The sequence below is a fragment of the Cryptocyanus atlanticus LEGE 06306 genome, assembly GCF_056633155.1.
The window spans coordinates 21,360-35,959 of sequence record NZ_JBSJOZ010000018.1 but is presented as its reverse complement, the minus strand read 5'-3'; the positions used below and the strand labels follow the sequence as shown (position 1 = coordinate 35,959).

At 53.0% G+C, this 14,600-nt stretch carries 15 protein-coding genes and 1 pseudogene; 1 reads left to right on the top strand and 15 read right to left on the bottom strand.

Annotation, left to right across the window (positions count from 1 at the left end):
* Positions 1–50: 50 nt before the first annotated feature.
* The 10 genes and pseudogenes from ACWJI7_RS13485 to ACWJI7_RS13440 form a co-directional block, all read right to left on the bottom strand.
* Positions 51–779, bottom strand: coding sequence for a hypothetical protein (locus tag ACWJI7_RS13485; RefSeq protein ID WP_479938642.1), 729 nt, complete (start codon positions 777–779; stop codon positions 51–53).
* 618 nt (positions 780–1,397) lie between these two features.
* Complete coding sequence (locus ACWJI7_RS13480; RefSeq protein WP_479938641.1) at positions 1,398–2,612, bottom strand: glycosyltransferase; 1,215 nt, start codon at positions 2,610–2,612, stop codon at positions 1,398–1,400.
* A 109-nt stretch (positions 2,613–2,721) separates the two neighbouring features.
* Positions 2,722–3,720 carry a hypothetical protein gene (locus ACWJI7_RS13475; RefSeq protein ID WP_479938640.1) on the bottom strand — a complete coding sequence of 333 codons (999 nt, stop codon included), beginning with the start codon at positions 3,718–3,720 and terminating at the stop codon, positions 2,722–2,724.
* A 228-nt stretch (positions 3,721–3,948) separates the two neighbouring features.
* On the bottom strand, positions 3,949–4,029 hold the full coding sequence (locus tag ACWJI7_RS13470) for an integrase core domain-containing protein (RefSeq protein WP_479938646.1): 81 nt from the start codon (positions 4,027–4,029) through the stop codon (positions 3,949–3,951).
* Positions 4,030–4,404 carry a DDE-type integrase/transposase/recombinase gene (locus ACWJI7_RS13465; protein WP_479938638.1) on the bottom strand — a complete coding sequence of 125 codons (375 nt, stop codon included), beginning with the start codon at positions 4,402–4,404 and terminating at the stop codon, positions 4,030–4,032. It lies immediately after the preceding gene.
* A gap of 42 nt (positions 4,405–4,446) precedes the next feature.
* Positions 4,447–4,572: a hypothetical protein gene (locus ACWJI7_RS13460; protein ID WP_479938636.1), complete on the bottom strand. Its 126-nt coding sequence runs from the start codon at positions 4,570–4,572 to the stop codon at positions 4,447–4,449.
* Between the two features lie 84 nt (positions 4,573–4,656).
* A pseudogene (locus ACWJI7_RS13455) lies at positions 4,657–4,794 on the bottom strand (IS3 family transposase); the annotation flags it as partial.
* A gap of 289 nt (positions 4,795–5,083) precedes the next feature.
* On the bottom strand, positions 5,084–5,968 hold the full coding sequence (locus tag ACWJI7_RS13450; protein WP_479938634.1) for a class I SAM-dependent methyltransferase: 885 nt from the start codon (positions 5,966–5,968) through the stop codon (positions 5,084–5,086).
* Positions 5,965–6,915: a glycosyltransferase family A protein gene (locus ACWJI7_RS13445; protein WP_479938632.1), complete on the bottom strand. Its 951-nt coding sequence runs from the start codon at positions 6,913–6,915 to the stop codon at positions 5,965–5,967. The genes ACWJI7_RS13450 and ACWJI7_RS13445 overlap by 4 nt, the downstream gene beginning before the upstream one ends.
* 264 nt (positions 6,916–7,179) lie before the next feature.
* Complete coding sequence (locus tag ACWJI7_RS13440; protein ID WP_479938630.1) at positions 7,180–7,578, bottom strand: hypothetical protein; 399 nt, start codon at positions 7,576–7,578, stop codon at positions 7,180–7,182.
* A 517-nt stretch (positions 7,579–8,095) separates the two neighbouring features.
* On the opposite strand from ACWJI7_RS13440, the gene ACWJI7_RS13435 reads away from it, so the two are divergent.
* A complete protein-coding gene (locus ACWJI7_RS13435) occupies positions 8,096–8,452 on the top strand; it encodes a hypothetical protein (RefSeq protein ID WP_479938628.1) in 357 nt (118 codons plus the stop codon).
* 260 nt (positions 8,453–8,712) lie between these two features.
* Here the strand turns inward: ACWJI7_RS13435 and ACWJI7_RS13430 are convergent, their stop codons facing one another.
* The 5 genes from ACWJI7_RS13430 to ACWJI7_RS13410 all read right to left on the bottom strand — a co-directional run bounded on the left by ACWJI7_RS13430 (position 8,713) and on the right by ACWJI7_RS13410 (position 14,597).
* A complete protein-coding gene (locus ACWJI7_RS13430; RefSeq protein WP_479938626.1) occupies positions 8,713–9,618 on the bottom strand; it encodes a glycosyltransferase family A protein in 906 nt (301 codons plus the stop codon).
* A gap of 59 nt (positions 9,619–9,677) precedes the next feature.
* Positions 9,678–11,669, bottom strand: coding sequence for a hypothetical protein (locus ACWJI7_RS13425; RefSeq protein ID WP_479938624.1), 1,992 nt, complete (start codon positions 11,667–11,669; stop codon positions 9,678–9,680).
* A gap of 3 nt (positions 11,670–11,672) precedes the next feature.
* Entirely contained in the window at positions 11,673–12,323 is a 651-nt protein-coding gene (locus ACWJI7_RS13420; protein ID WP_479938645.1) for a class I SAM-dependent methyltransferase, read from the bottom strand.
* 74 nt (positions 12,324–12,397) lie between these two features.
* Positions 12,398–13,744, bottom strand: a complete 1,347-nt coding sequence (locus tag ACWJI7_RS13415) for an ABC transporter ATP-binding protein (RefSeq protein WP_479938622.1) — start codon at positions 13,742–13,744, stop codon at positions 12,398–12,400.
* Position 13,745: 1 nt separating this feature from the next.
* Positions 13,746–14,597, bottom strand: a complete 852-nt coding sequence (locus ACWJI7_RS13410; RefSeq protein WP_479938620.1) for an ABC transporter permease — start codon at positions 14,595–14,597, stop codon at positions 13,746–13,748.
* Between the last annotated feature and the right edge of the window lie 3 nt (positions 14,598–14,600).

Below are 14,600 nucleotides of genomic sequence, written 5' to 3'. Positions count from 1 at the left end.
CAGGGTTAACGATGACAGGGGCCCAGGATGTCCAATAAAAGGCACCCACCTCACACCACGACGGCACCCGCACGTAGCGCCTCGAGGTGCCGGAAGGTCTCGCTACTGGAAAAGCCGCGTGGGCAGATCACGATCTTGCTACCATAAAGGCGTCGCGAATAATCGGCAGGGGAAAGGCCCTGGCGGAATCCGTTGGTGAAGCGAATGAATGACTCTGCTGAGGGCGGTTTCAGCCAGCGATCGAGAGTGTGGCGACGCCAACGGCCTGGTAATTGGCGCAGCAGACGGTTGACTACGCCCGAAGGAACGCTTTGCAGTAGGGGATGCAAGGCGCGATAAAGTCCGTAGCGGTTGCTGTTGAGGTTTCCTGAGAAAAACGCCTCCACTGTCCGATTACTCATCGGCTTGATTGGATACTCGGGGAGAATTCCAACATATCCAGGATGAAGAGGATGGATGGTGGTGCCTGGCAACTCATGAGGCAGATAACCCTTGAAGATGCAACGATAATTCAGCTGCAGAGAGCGGGTTGAATCAATCGAAGGGTTCTCATCAGAAATAAAGAAGAGGACCTTGTTAGGAAGGTCGAGCTGGGCGGAGGCCGGGATTGAGTGGGGATCATGTGAGCTAAACACGAAGAAATGAAATTTGTTGAAATCTGGGCCCATCTCCTCCTCTAGACAGTGGAAAAGAGCTGAGAGGAAGCTGGTTTCGTTGAGCTTGTTCCAGCCGTAGATGCTGCCTGGATCGAGCTGGACGTTGGTAGGAAAGGAGAGCATTGGCAATGTGAGTACTGGGGGAGGATGCAAAGGTTTAGTGGAGCCGCTGCAACACACCATTGGAGCCGAGTCGATCTGTTTAAGCTCTGCAGAGTAACTACTCAGTGAGAGGATAACAGCTAGCCGGGCAGTGACCTGCTCAAAAAGTTCTTGACCTAGAGCAGCACAGTCATCGGAACGATGACTGCCTAGGTGGTGACATTCAATCCGAGCAGCAGTCACTGCTTCTTTCTCCCTGTTGTAACCTCTCCGCGAGCGAGGCGGATCCAGTGGAGTTCAGGTCTGCCATCCAAAATCTCGTCCTGCTATCTCGCTGGGGTTCGTCGCTGGCCGTTCAGATCTCGTCAGATTGTTCCCTAGGCTGCAGCGGTTTCAGCCAGCCTAGGCGAGGGCCATTGAGTTTATAGGAAGTAAGACTACTGCCGAAGGGCGTGAACGCCATGGCCCCCTTTAGCGCTGGGGCTGGCTAGTCCCATGACTAGGCCGAGGCAAAGCTGCGTGTAGCGATACCGCTGATCGAGGTTGAGCACGATTCCATCATCCAGCCGCAGTTGGCCTGGGGCATAGGCTGGCACCGCAATGGTAGTGACTGATATGACGTAGTCGAAGGTGTTGGGATCACGTAAGAAGTATTTTGGATTGAGATGTCACCGCATTTCGGTACACCTCCGCATACAGCCCCGCAACCCTCTTCGGATTCCACAGCTGCTCAGCCCGCTGCCGGGCCGTGATGCCGAGCTGATGCCGGCGCTGGGGATCCTCCAGCACCCAGGTGATTGCGGCCGCCAGCGATACCGGATCAAACGGCTTGGCCAGGGCACCCGTGCCTCGATCCTCCACGATGTCGACTAGACCACCGCTGCGGAAGGCCACCACCGGGGTGCCGCAGGCGTGAGCTTCCAGGGCGGTGTTGGGCAGGTTGTCCTGGCGGGAGGGTATCACGAACACGTCGGCAGCTGCATAGAGCAGGCGCAGGCTGATGTTGTCGTTGAGATGGCCGACGTAGTGAACCGGAAAGCCAAGTTTAGGCGTCGCGGCAGGTCGACTCTGGCCGAACACCACCAGCTCGGGCTTGCCTAGTGCTGTGTCGTAGTCCGTGGTTCTTAGATGGCCGAGGGCGTCGAGCAGTAGATCGGCCCCCTTACGTAGATCTCCGGTGCCTCCGATTGCACCAAACAGCACAAGGGGACGAGCCAACGGCAAGCCGAGCAAGGTGCGAGCCTGGGTCTGATCGCACGGGGCCCAAACCTGCAGGTCGATCGGATAGGGGATCACGGAGATCGGCCAGCTGCGCATCAGGGCGCTGCGTCGCGCGCAGTCTCCCATCCAGGTGCTTGGACAGACGATCTGCATTGGCCGCTTCCAAGCCTTGCGCTTGCGCTCCCAGGTGTGACGATTGAGATCGGGTCCGGATTCGTGGGTTGGGCGGTTGGTAGCGAGGTAACCATCGACGAAACGCTCATCGCTGGCCGGCGGTGGAGTCACGTAATGCTCGGCTCCACAGAAGGCCCACATGTCATGAAGTGTCCAGACTACGGGTCTGCTGAGTCGGCCGATTTCTTCGATCGAAAGAGAATTGACTCCAAGGTAGTTGCCAAGCCAGTGAAGATGAATAATATCAAAGAAATCTTGATTCAGCTCGTCTCCAAGCAACGAGTCGTTGATGCAAAAATCGAGTGCACTTGGATTGGCAGACTTAAATGATGCCTTGAGAGAATCCGTGAATCTGCATGTGATGTTCGCAAACTTTCTACCAACCCTGTTTGCTATAGGCTCTGAGTGAAGACCACCAATTACGTCAATGTAATCTGAATATTTTCTGCTGACGCGCATGTAAGCATTTACGCCTACAGATTGTTCGCATGAGACAAGAGCTCGAAATATCCGATGTGCAGCTCGAGCAGCGCCTCCGTGGATGTCAACTGGATTGTAATGAAGTACGTTAATCATTGAGAGGCGTAACAGGGATTCTGGATGCGACCTCTAGATCTTTTTGCCCCTGCATGTCAGGAGCGCAAACCAGCCTTTCAGTGATTTTAGCTAGCTCGAGAAGCCGTGGATCGAGTAACTTTTCATGCCTCTCTCTATGTCGTGGAGCGCGTAAAAGACTCCTAAACCTTCGCAACATCTCATGCAAAGTACGTAGTTGTGTTGAGACTTCTGTATAGCAATTTATCCACTCAATCACGTGTGCTGCTGCATCATTCTTTCCGACTGTTGAGTGAAAATGCTTGGCGGAGCATTTGCCAATATGATTCCACCAACAATCATCCCAGCGATCATCATGACGTAGGTGAAGGAATCTAGTTGAATCGAGATGATGCAACTTATGCTTTGAAGCGACCAATGCAAGCGGTAGAAAAAGGTCCCACCACGGGAGGCCAAGGGTTAGGCTCTCAGAGAGGTAATGTAATGATTCCCTGAACGATTTCGCCTTAGCTGCGACAAAGTCAATTCCGCATCCATAGACCAGTGGATTTTCGTAGCTATCTTTTTGTTCAGAGAAGATGGCGGAGTTCTTAGTCAACGAATCAATATCAGTGCGATGCGCTAGCAAACAATCGGCTTCGCTTAACAGTTGCAGTGCTGATAATTCCGATTCCCCTATGGTGAAGATGATGTCTGCATTTGTAACGGCGACCACCGATTCTGGGTAAGCATCAATGACTCTCAGTAGAGCTGCTCGCAAGCTTGGCAGATAGTCTGGATAAGGTGTTGGTTGGGGTAAAATTGGAATGACCTTAACCCCAGCCTTGGCAAGCTCTTGGGAATGGTATGGGTGTCGATGTAGCTCGGCATCAGTATTGACGGATAGTGGAATGAATCCGCTGTCTTTCCAAGATTGAATTGCTAGGTTCTGAAGGCTATCCTTTATCTCTGAAATATACTTAATGCCACGAAGTGTGGGAGGTATTGAGACTAGAAGGTGCATCCTCGCCATATTCACACGTTAATAGATGGCCATTGGCATACTCGGCGGCCTGACGCTGGCGTGACCCCCATTGCTGGTCCAGTTCCTATGAGAGCTGGTGGGTTGTCAGGCCGCTCTCCACTGCTGGAGGGTCACCAGGGGCGTACGCCCCTAGAGCGCCGAATGCGGTCTGTAGGTGTTGTACTCCATTCAGTACTGCTCTACCAACAGCCTGGCTTCCGGCACTGAGGTGAACAGCTAGATATTTAGGAATTCATCTCTAAACCGGCTGTTGAATGATTCCACGAATGGATTCTCCCAGGGTGAACCTGGCGCGATCTATGTCGTGCCGGAACGGCTGCCTGTGCACCACTCCTGAAGTGCATGCGCAATGAACTCAGGGCCATTGTCCATGTGCTGATGAGTGGGTGGTGGAGAGCGCTTGAGCAGCTCCTCGATCGTGTCGATTACCTCAACAGCTGTGCAACGTCGACTGACACGAATCGCCAGGCAGATGCGACTGAATTCATCAACCACATTGAGGAACTTGAGCGTGTGGCCATCCATCGTCTGATCGAACGGGTAGTCGATCGCCCAGTCGTGGTGCGGGTACTTAGCTCTCAGCAGCTCCCTTGAGACGTCGGCAGGGCGTGAGCGCTTCCGACGACGATGCAGGGGTCGCTTCAGCCCCTCCTCCCGCCAGATCCGTTGCACCCGCTTGTGGTTCACGTTCCAGCCGTCGAGCCGCAGCCGACGCTACACCAGTTGCCGGCCCCAGCGTACATGGCGCAGGGCAAGCTCACGGATCCGTCGGCGCAGCTTCTGCTCCTCGATCGCCGCCACCGGCACCGGCCGGCGTTGGGTGGTGCGGTTCTGGCCCACTAGACTGCAGGTACGGCGCTTGGACGCCCGGAATCGTTCCTGCAGAACTGCGACAGCGACAGTTCTGCAGGAACGATTCCGGGCTCAGAAGTTTCCCTCGGCCAGCTCCTCGAGCATCGCCTCATTGACCTCAGCGTCAGCCAACAAACGCTTGAGCCGATTGTTCTCCTGCTCCAGCTCCTTGAGGCTCTTGGCCTCGGTGGCTTTCATGCCGCCGTAGAGCTGCTGCCAGCGGTGCTAGGTGGGCGCGGAAACCTACAGGCTCCTGCAGACATCGGCGACGGTCTGGCCCTGGCTGAGGAGCTGCTCATCAGTGTGCGGCTTGCGGATGATCTCCTCGGGGGTGTGGCGCTTGCGTTTCATGGGGCTTCTCCTGGCCAAGTCTGGCCGGTAGTGAAGCTTTCATAAGGGCTGATTCAGTTTCTGGGATCCACGTCAAGGGAGCGGTGGATGCGGTAGGCGGCACGGGCGCCGCCGCCGCCGATGTCGGACGCGTTGAAATGGAGGATCTTCAACGGCCAGGCCTCACCGCGCTGAACAGTTTTCGCGGGTAGTGCAAGGGTTGGGCCATCACCAGCCGCGCTCGATGCCCCCATGGGCTGAGGTGTCGCCCTCGCCACTCCCTCCAGGGAAAGAGCCGCTGCGACTGCCGATTCATCGCCCGCAGGCTTGGCCAATCCGGCTCTACCATCTGGGAGCGCCGGTAAACAGTGGCGTGGCTGCCCTCACACGGCCCCAGAACTTCCAGCCCAAGCGCTCGGCAGAAGGAGTCAAAGCTGTAGCGCAGGTGGAAGGTGCAGGGCAGGTGGCAGGTGATCACAGGGAAGAAGCAGTTGGCGATCAGCAGTTGTCCGCCAGGGCACACCGCATCAACCATTGCCGCTAGCAGGGGAAGGGGATCCGGCACGTGTTCAAGTACATCGGTGCACACAAATACGTCATAGATCTTGCTGGTGAGTTCCGGAGTGAAACTGATGTTGGCGTAGGGCTTGCAGCTCTCGATGCCGTGGCGCGGTGGGTAGGGCTCGCAGATGTCGATCTCGGCCCGGGGCATGGAAGTTGCCATCAAGCGGGCAAGTGTGCCGAAGCCACCGCCGAAGTCCACCACCCGCTGCGGCGCCAGAGCGGTTATTGCTGCAGCGATTGCCTGGCGATGGCCCAACGACACGACGTGCTGCTCGATGAACATGCCATTGAGCAGCCACACCGGATGGCGGTAGAAGGCGGCCAGCCGATCGGGCTCCGGATCGCGATTGTCGCAGCCACAGGCGTGCCAGCTTTGATCCATCAGTTGCCAAAGCTGCTCCAGGGAAGGATCCGGGCCTACTTGCGCGAGAAACTTTTCAATTGCAGCGCGCTCGTCTGATTTGAGGCTGTAGCGGTTGAGATCGATCACTGAGACGCCGGTTGAAATTGGTGCCAGAGATGCCGCAAACGCGCTTTCATGCGCGGGAGGACTTGGCGTCTTTGGCGAATAGTGGCTCCACCAAAATGATGCTCGAACGAGAAACGATCCGCGCTAGTATCGCGCAGAACAAACGTGGGATGGCACAACGGTAGAAGTTGCTCTTCCCCATATGGCGTGGGTTCAGCCTCTAGGGTTGTATGAGTGCCATCGGCTCCAAATCCCACGTTGCTCACTAGGTTGGCATTTGGCAGTGCTGCAAGCCCTCCATTCACCAAGCAGGTGAATGTCCACTGATAGTCCCACGTATCCGGTTGGCCCTCGCTAACAAGTCGATCCCAGATCGCGCCCCAATAGGCTCGCTCCGTCGGATCCTCAAACATCCCCTCCATCAGCCCTGAGGCCTTGAGTTTCGGCCACTGTCTGAGTTCCCTGTCGTACTGGTTCCAGCAGCGGCGCCAGCTGGCCCAACCCCAGCAGTGGTTGTAGCGGCTGAAGTAGTAGCTGCCATCTCCCCTCCAGTGGCCATCCTGAAAGTTGTTGCCACTGATGCACCAGATCCGCTCGTCGTTCCGATAGCGCTCCAGCAGTTCAGCGCAGTAGGGGAAAAAGTCGGGATGGGGTACGCAGTCGTCCTCCAGGATGATGCCTTCCTCAACCTGCTCAAAGAACCAGTTGATGGCGCGACTTGGGCCCAGGCAGCACCCCTGGTTTAAATCGGAAAATAGCTTTTCGATGGAGCAGGGCCAATCAATCTCCTTTTCGATCAGTGCCCGGGTGGCCGCCACCTTCTCCGCTTCCCCGGCCCGCTCTAGGTTGGGCCCATCGCAGGCCACGAACATCCGGGTGGGTGCTGCCATCCGGATCGCATCAATCACCTGCTTGGTGGTGTGTGGACGCCGCCAGGCGATGAGGAGTAAGGGTGTGGTAAAGCTCATGTCCGGGGCTTAACGATCACAGAAAGGTAATATACGATCAACACCATTAGCTTCAGGGCAAAGCAAGCTCCGTACAAAGGCTCCACTGACCCCCAGCATTCGCCGCCTGCCCTCGCTATTGTCCGCCCACATCTGACCAGGTGACCTTTACGATGGTCCCCACCATCTATCGGCAGAGAAGTGCCCCACCTCCTAAATCTCGGTGCGCCAAGGTCTGTATCACACGATCGTGGACGGTGATGCCCATCTACGCCGGCCTCATTTCTACACGATTGACCTCAGTACCCATACCTGGAAGTGCATCAGCACTTCCGTGGCGATCTCCTGTACCAGGATCGGGGTAGCCCTGATCCTTTGTCGATTCCTCCCACCGAGGTCCAGAAGCAGGTCATCACCATCGAGCCGGTCATGATCAACGAAGAGTCCGTCTTCAATCGCGTCGGTCTGCGTCATGCAATGGAAATTCGGCCCAGTGGCTTGGGGCGGCAACGGCGATCGTTGTAACTTTTTTAGCCCAGTAAGGGCGACCCCGCTTATGGAGGCGAGGAGTTCAGACGTCGGATCCGTGTTGCGCTGACTGACGTGCTCGAACCGAGTGCTGGCCTTACGCAGCTGTGCCAAGATGACGACATGCGTCATCTTCTTGGTGGTGAAGATTGACACCTACGGCACATCCTCTGGGCTCGTAGCAATCCTGCTCTCTCTCTTCAAAATCCACTATAAGTGGTAAGCAGGCCAGCGGAACATCCTGTCTGCTAGCACCGTCATCTCCTTCATCTATCGGAAGGCTGGGGTGCAGATCTTAATCGGTACCAGCTCTTCGAGATGAGCTTGCGAGGCGGCATCGCATCGGTGATTCTGCGGGCGGCGGCCTGGTATGTTGCCGCGAGCTGGAGTTCGTCGAGGAATTCGGCATCACAGACTTTCTCTTGCCGGTTGCCCTGGGGAACAACGGCGGGTTGGTTAGGACTTGATCCACGTCCCATCTTGTTCCCTGCCCTTGCTGGTTCCACAATTCCACCCGGTTTCTCCTTCCGCAGCAACGAGCGAACAGAGCAGATATGAGAGTGTGAACTCAGGGAAGCACTTGCGCGGCCAGACTCTGCAGGCGGCGATCAGCTGTATCCATCTGAGGAGCTTTTAGCCGTACCGGGAGCAGATTGCGATTGGCACAAATGGGGTGATGCAGATTCCATGCAAAACCATTGATCAATTCACGGACATCTATCAGAAGACTCTAGCGACCGATGATCCCAAGGACGTCGGCTCGATGGATCTTCAACAGCACATCTTTCCCCTCGGCAAGCATCAGCTCCGGAGCGATTACGAGCATAGATTTAGCCAGGGCTTTTCTGAGCACCTGCGCCACCGTGTGGATGCTGATGATCATCACTTCCGCCGAGCTTTAATCACACATGTGAGCGTCATCAGCGCTTTATATACTCACGAATCATCTCCTCCGGCGTGCGGGCAACTGAACGACCGGCAGTGCGCGCCAGTGGCGGGAAATCTGCTGAAGCGCTTCCAACTGCCGTGATCTTTATCTGATGCCTGCACCACCTCCCTGTTCAATCGGCAAGCCTTCCTTCAGTTTTACAAGGTCAATATCCAAATCTCATGATCTCTCAAATATTTGACCTATCCCCTTCTGTTTGAGGTGGTCTCATCTGACTCTGAATGCCAGCTTTGACAGTCATGCCGGAGTAACGCAGTGAATGCCTCCATGCATCGCCATGGTGCAAGTTGTGGTTGGGATAGAGAGACGACAGCTTTTCTGACAGGAGCAGCCGCGACAGGTCAGGAGACTAATGACGTATCAACACCATAAGCATCTAGCAATACTTTAGCATAGGATAATGTATATGGTCCTCGCCCAATCTTGCGGAGTATTCGATACCAGGCCTCTTTCGGACCTGTTGGGCTGATGAGCTGTCGGGCAAGACTAAGGAGAAATAAGCACTTCTCATTCTTTTCAAATAGTCTAATTCTAGGAAGATCAGGAAGGGTCGATGTGTTAGTATATTCCATTCTATAGTCATCGGGAGTGGGCCAGGAGATCCGCTTAGTAATTGAAGAAACCGCAATTTGTCTGTTCTTTTCGTTGTGAACCATCATGAGCCTCCTCGAGTCAATCTGCCCATGGTATCTTTCCCAATGCGATGCTAGCAGATTATCTACCTTTGGGGGTAGTATCTCTCTCTTGTCATCATCATGTTGAATAACGCTTAAACCATCTTGAGGAATCCTGCATGCAGGGAATCCAGCCAAGAAAAATCTGGAATAGAGGTCGATTTCATCCCAGCCCCAGCCTTTTATGTAGGGGTTAAAGCCTCCGATCTGCTCGAGACTTGTTCGTTTACAAAGAAACAACCCGTTAGTCGTGAACAGATGTGAGGGAAGGCTCCAATCTTGAAGGGTGAGTCGGTTACACATCAGATGTGCTTTTGTCTCCTCTAAATGCGTAGATAGCCTCTTTGCGAAGATCTGCGATGGGAAAATATCGGCATCTAGCTTCAGGATGTAATCACCCTTCGTTAATGCAAAGGCTAGGTTGTAGGAGTGTGTCAGCCACCATTTACAGTAAGAGTCTTCTACACGGTACAGCTTGATTCGTTCATCGCCTGGAAGCTCATCACGTTGGATTGGAATGGATGATCCATAGTCTAGGATGATGTGCTCGTGGTGAAGATCAAGCAGCGACATTGCACGAGCAGACTTTAGAAGATGCTCAGTGCGGTTCATTGAGACAGTTGCTACAGATATTAATGCCATCGCTTGAGAAGCCTGAGCTTACGATCTTTCAAAAACGAGCGGAACCTGCAATTTGTTTTAATGCATAAGGAATGAACTCTTAGCGAAAGATTACATAAACTCTTCGTGTGGGCTGGAGACATGGCTAAACTTGCCTCTGGCCAAGGATGATCTTTAATGCCTTGATAGAAGGTCATCGCTTCAAGAAAACCGATACGCCTAGCGGCTGGCAGCAGAGTTAGGTCATTCTGGTCCCCAGAAACAAGAATCTCTGACAACTCTATGGCCGTTAGGTAATCAGGCTTTTGAAAGAAGTATTCACTAATCGACCTAATAAGCTGTTTTATGTCTAAGTCTGCTATCAGATTGAGATACATTCCGGATTTGTTCACACCGTCAAGGTATGCACTATGGTGCCTATGAGTATCTTTGATAAACGCTAGAGTTTTATTATTTTTCACAATCTTCTCAAATATCGGAGTGCCATTGATTTGATACCCAGTTACTTTGCTATGCCCAGGTAGCCCGATAAAATGTTCAAGTAATGTAGCACGCATGTTGGGGTGATAGTAATCGCTAATTTCTGAATTCATTGGCTCGTAATAGATAGCGCCACTTAATAGTGATCCGCTACACGTCTTGCGAGTATTATTTAGGCCTAAGTATAGGCCATGTACTGGCCTGTCCGTTCCAATTCCACTTTTAGTCAGTATCTCTGAAAGAAACTTCTGAGAGGTCTTTGTCCAACCGATATCGGCCATCAAAATTGGTCCATGCTGAGATGAAATGCCTAGTCTATTTAGGTAGCTGAATAGACCTGTAGCTGCTTTTGTATATGAGACCTTGACTTCAGGCTCATTGACTATAAGCCTGCAAAGCCGATCTCTCTCATCTGAGTTAACTACTCTGCAAAGATCTTTGATGATTTGACGAGCTCTAATGCCAAGTTTGTCGATATTATCGAAGCCTAGTTTTTTAGCAATCGAAAATGTTGAAGTCTTATCGAAGGGGCGAATGACCCAATCCTTGAGCGTATTTGATACTGCCAATGACGGCAAGTACAGTGACTGGCGGGAAATTAGAAAGTAACGCAACCTGCGAGTATTCACTAGCTTGGTCTTTCTTGCGATTCTTAAAGCAGCTTTCCATGTGAGAAACATATCTCTTGAGCAAAAGAGAACAAGCGACGCACCTCTGCGGTTAGATTGGCGTAGCATCCACAACGCGATTAGAACTGAAACTGGCCCCAAAAACTGTCCAGTAAAAACTGAGAAGCATTCGTAAGACTTGCTAAGTCTATAAAACTTTGAAAGCCCTACGACTAAGCGGGTTGATAATTCGCTACTAGTTGTCTGTGCTAGTTGGTATTTTTCAAATTCAGTAGGCGATGAGTCGTTGATTAAAACTGTATTAATTCCGTACTTCTTGGCCTGTTCGATGTCACTAAAGCCGTTATCGCCGTGATGACGTAATAATGAAGCTCGAATGCCTAGGTCGTTGATTACATGAGAGTAGAGTGTTCCAGCTCTTTTGGTTAACATCAATGAGCTGGATACGTAAAGCTTGTCTCCAGGAACGAGGACTTCATACTCTTCAAGAATACTTTTTACGAAGTCCTCTGGAAGATATGTATCGCTGATAAATATGATGCGGCAGCCACTCTCCCTCTTGTCTGCGATTAGTTTTGTAATCCTCTTGATTGGGAAAAGAAGTCTTTTCTCTATCGAGAGTTCGAGATCAGCAATATTACTCGGAATTAAGAAAGGGAAGATCTTGGTTAGCTCAAAAGAGATTTCGTCAATGTTTGTCTCTTCATCCTTGGTATTATTTAGAGCGGCTCTTTCTGCATGTTGCCTTGACCAAACGAACTCTTCAATCTGAATGCTTGATAGCTCTGGGTGTTGCTTGTGTGCCTCGTGATAGAGAATGCGAAATATGTCGCTTGGATAGGGTACAAGGCGCGTTAGAATTGTATCGAATATATCAAAGCTTTCAACTCTCATTGCTTATCTGACAGCTAGGATATCAAAGTCCTTGTCAAAGCGAAGTTCAGGGTCGGCGAGAATAGCTTCACCAAACTCTGCTATATACACTTGTCGCCAGAGCCAACGAACTAAATACTTGCGTATAGAATGCCGAGCTGATCTCTTCCAGACTCTCGCAGAAGGCCTGCCTGTTTGCTCGTCATCACTAAAGCTAATCCTTTGAAAACCAGCACTGTATAAAATGAACTTTATTGAGTACTCAGTGTAAGAAGTGCGGTGAGTAAAGTCTATGTATCGCCACCTCGAGCTCACTAAGGAATTTGCGTTGGGTACTCTAATATGCACTGACGCTCCAGGTTTGAGGCTCTTATATATCTTGGTCATAAATTCAATCTGTTCACCCTTCGCAACATGCTCTAGCACATCGAAGAGTATTATATGGTCAAACGTGTCTTGATTGTGTGATAGCCACTCTATTGTGTCGGTTGTATGCTCTAGGCTTAATCCATGCTCAAGGCCTTGAAGTACTTGCTGCTCAGAAATATCTATTCCTTTTACATGATCGTAACCCATTTTGTTTAAAGTATGCACGCAGAAACCAAAGCCGCATCCGACGTCTAAAATATTTGAGTTTCTTTGTTTAGGTAGGCCATTTATTAGCCGAGTTTGCATCCATAGTGAGACTCTTTTATAATCTTCCAGGCTGCCATCATGAAACTGACGATAATGTATCGTATAATTGAAACTCATACTCTATACTCGCTGATATCCTCACTGCTTGCATCGCTAAATTGGATTGAGCCCCATGAAGATTCCCACTTGACCATGTACGTGGGCTTTGGGTTGTCTGATCTTTCAATGACTTTAAAATGGAGGACATCTGAAACGTAGTCATAGTCTGTGTGACCACTCTTGGGATTCCCCTTCCCAATAGCAATCCCTAAGTAATAGCTTCCGGGGGCCAGGTGATGATTCTCTATCTTAACTCGATGGGTGTAGGAAATCATTGGCTGCATCCTGGCACCTTCTTGACTAGTAAACCCGCTACCAATAGCTCCCTGCGAAGGTGAGTAGATTGTGAAGCTGGTCCTAATCCCGTCTTCGATGTCCTCTAGCACTTGAAAATCAACGCTAAACTCAATTACTTCGCAACAACTAAAACATGGGAAATTTCTAGTGAACCTGAGGCTTTCAAGTCTAGCTCTAACTGGTTGTCGCCCTGAAGGTCGCTGACTTTGGCTAATGGGGTACTTGATGTTGCCATTGGAGGCCATGCCAACGTAGGTGTCAATTGCTGTCCGAGTTTCCGAATCAAGTGTCGAAAAGCCATTGTGAAGTAGGATACAGCGCTCAGTCAGCTCGAGAAGTGCCTGAATATTATGGCTTACGAACAGGACTGTCTTTCCTTCGTCTTTTGAGCAATTCTTCATCTTCCCCAGGCACTTCTTCTGAAAGCCGGCGTCCCCAACCGCCAGCACCTCATCCACCACCAGAATCTCCGGCTCCAGGTGTGCCGCCACCGCGAATGCCAGCCGCACATACATGCCGCTGGAATAGCGCTTCACCGGCGTATCGAGAAACTTCTCCACCTCCGCGAAGGCCACGATCTCATCGAACTTGGCCCGGATCTCCCGCCGGGACATCCCCAGGATCGCACCGTTCAGATCGATGTTCTCGCGGCCGGTGAGTTCGGGATGGAATCCTGTGCCCACCTCCAACAGGCTGGCCACCCGCCCGCGGATCTCCACCCGGCCCGTGCTGGGTTCGGTGATGCGGCTGAGGATCTTCAGCAATGTGCTCTTGCCGGCCCCGTTGCGCCCGATGATGCCCACCCGTTCGCCGCGGCGCACCTCAAAACTCACGTCCTTCAGAGCCCAGAACTCCTCCTCGGAGCCAGCCGCCTGGGCGGCGGCATCGCGCCGTGCCCGTGCCAGCTGCCCGCCCAGCGTGAAGGGGTTCAGCCAGCGTGCGGCGGCCTGGCCCCGGCGCGCCATCGAGTCGCGCAGTGAGCGATAGCGTTCCGGTTGCTCGTGGTGGAGGGAGTAGCGCTTCCCCAGCCCCTCAACCCGAATCACCACATCGGAATCAGCCATCTCAGATCACATCCGCAAAGCTCTTCTCCGTGCGCCGGAACTGCCGCACCCCGGTGATCGCCAGCAACGCCACGATCGCCATCGACAGCCAGAAGCCGGTGGGATCGATCGCCGAGCTGCGCCCGATGATCGCCCAGCGGAATCCTTCGATCACCCCCACCATCGGATTCAACGCGTAGAGCAGCTGCCAGGGGGGCGGCACGATCGCGCTGGAGAAGCCCACCGGGCTGATGTAGAGCCCGAACTGCACCAGGAAGGGCACCACGAAGCGGAAATCGCGATACTTCACATTCAGGCTGGCCAGCCACAGCCCCGCTCCCATGGAGGCCGCGAAGGTGATCGCAATCCAGAGTGGCAGCGTCAGCAGCCTCCAGCTGGGCCACCACTGGAACCACACCATCAACCCCGCCAGGATCACGAAGGAGATCAGGAAATCCACGAAGCTGGTGATCACAGCAGCCGCCGGCACGATCAGCCGGGGAAAATACACTTTGGTGAGCAGATTCGAGTTGGCCAGCAAGCTCTCTGAGCAGCTGCTCAGGGCCGAGGAGAAGAACTGCCAGGGCAGCATCGCCGCGAACACCAGGATCGCGTAGGGCGCATCGCCTTCGCTGGGCAGCTGGGCCAGCTTGCCGAAGATCACCGTGAACACCACCATCGTGAGGAAGGGCCGGATCAGGGCCCAGGCCACACCGATGAAGGTCTGCTTGTAGCGCACGGCGATGTCGCGCCAGGCCAGGATCAGGAACAGCTCCCGGTAGCGCCAGAGATCCTTCCAATACTGCTTTTCGATCCGGTTGGGCTCCAGCACCAGCAGCCGCTCGGCCGGCTTGGATCGCGTGCGTCGCGCCATGGA

Coding starts and splice junctions, on each gene's coding strand:
- ACWJI7_RS13485 (WP_479938642.1), bottom strand. CDS start 779: ATGCTCTCCTTTCCTACCAACGTCCAGCTCGATCCAGGCAGCATCTAC.
- ACWJI7_RS13480 (WP_479938641.1), bottom strand. CDS start 2,612: ATGCGCGTCAGCAGAAAATATTCAGATTACATTGACGTAATTGGTGGT.
- ACWJI7_RS13475 (WP_479938640.1), bottom strand. CDS start 3,720: ATGGCGAGGATGCACCTTCTAGTCTCAATACCTCCCACACTTCGTGGC.
- ACWJI7_RS13445 (WP_479938632.1), bottom strand. CDS start 6,915: ATGAGCTTTACCACACCCTTACTCCTCATCGCCTGGCGGCGTCCACAC.
- ACWJI7_RS13430 (WP_479938626.1), bottom strand. CDS start 9,618: ATGTCGCTGCTTGATCTTCACCACGAGCACATCATCCTAGACTATGGA.
- ACWJI7_RS13425 (WP_479938624.1), bottom strand. CDS start 11,669: ATGAGAGTTGAAAGCTTTGATATATTCGATACAATTCTAACGCGCCTT.
- ACWJI7_RS13420 (WP_479938645.1), bottom strand. CDS start 12,323: ATGCAAACTCGGCTAATAAATGGCCTACCTAAACAAAGAAACTCAAAT.
- ACWJI7_RS13415 (WP_479938622.1), bottom strand. CDS start 13,744: ATGGCTGATTCCGATGTGGTGATTCGGGTTGAGGGGCTGGGGAAGCGC.
- ACWJI7_RS13410 (WP_479938620.1), bottom strand. CDS start 14,597: ATGGCGCGACGCACGCGATCCAAGCCGGCCGAGCGGCTGCTGGTGCTG.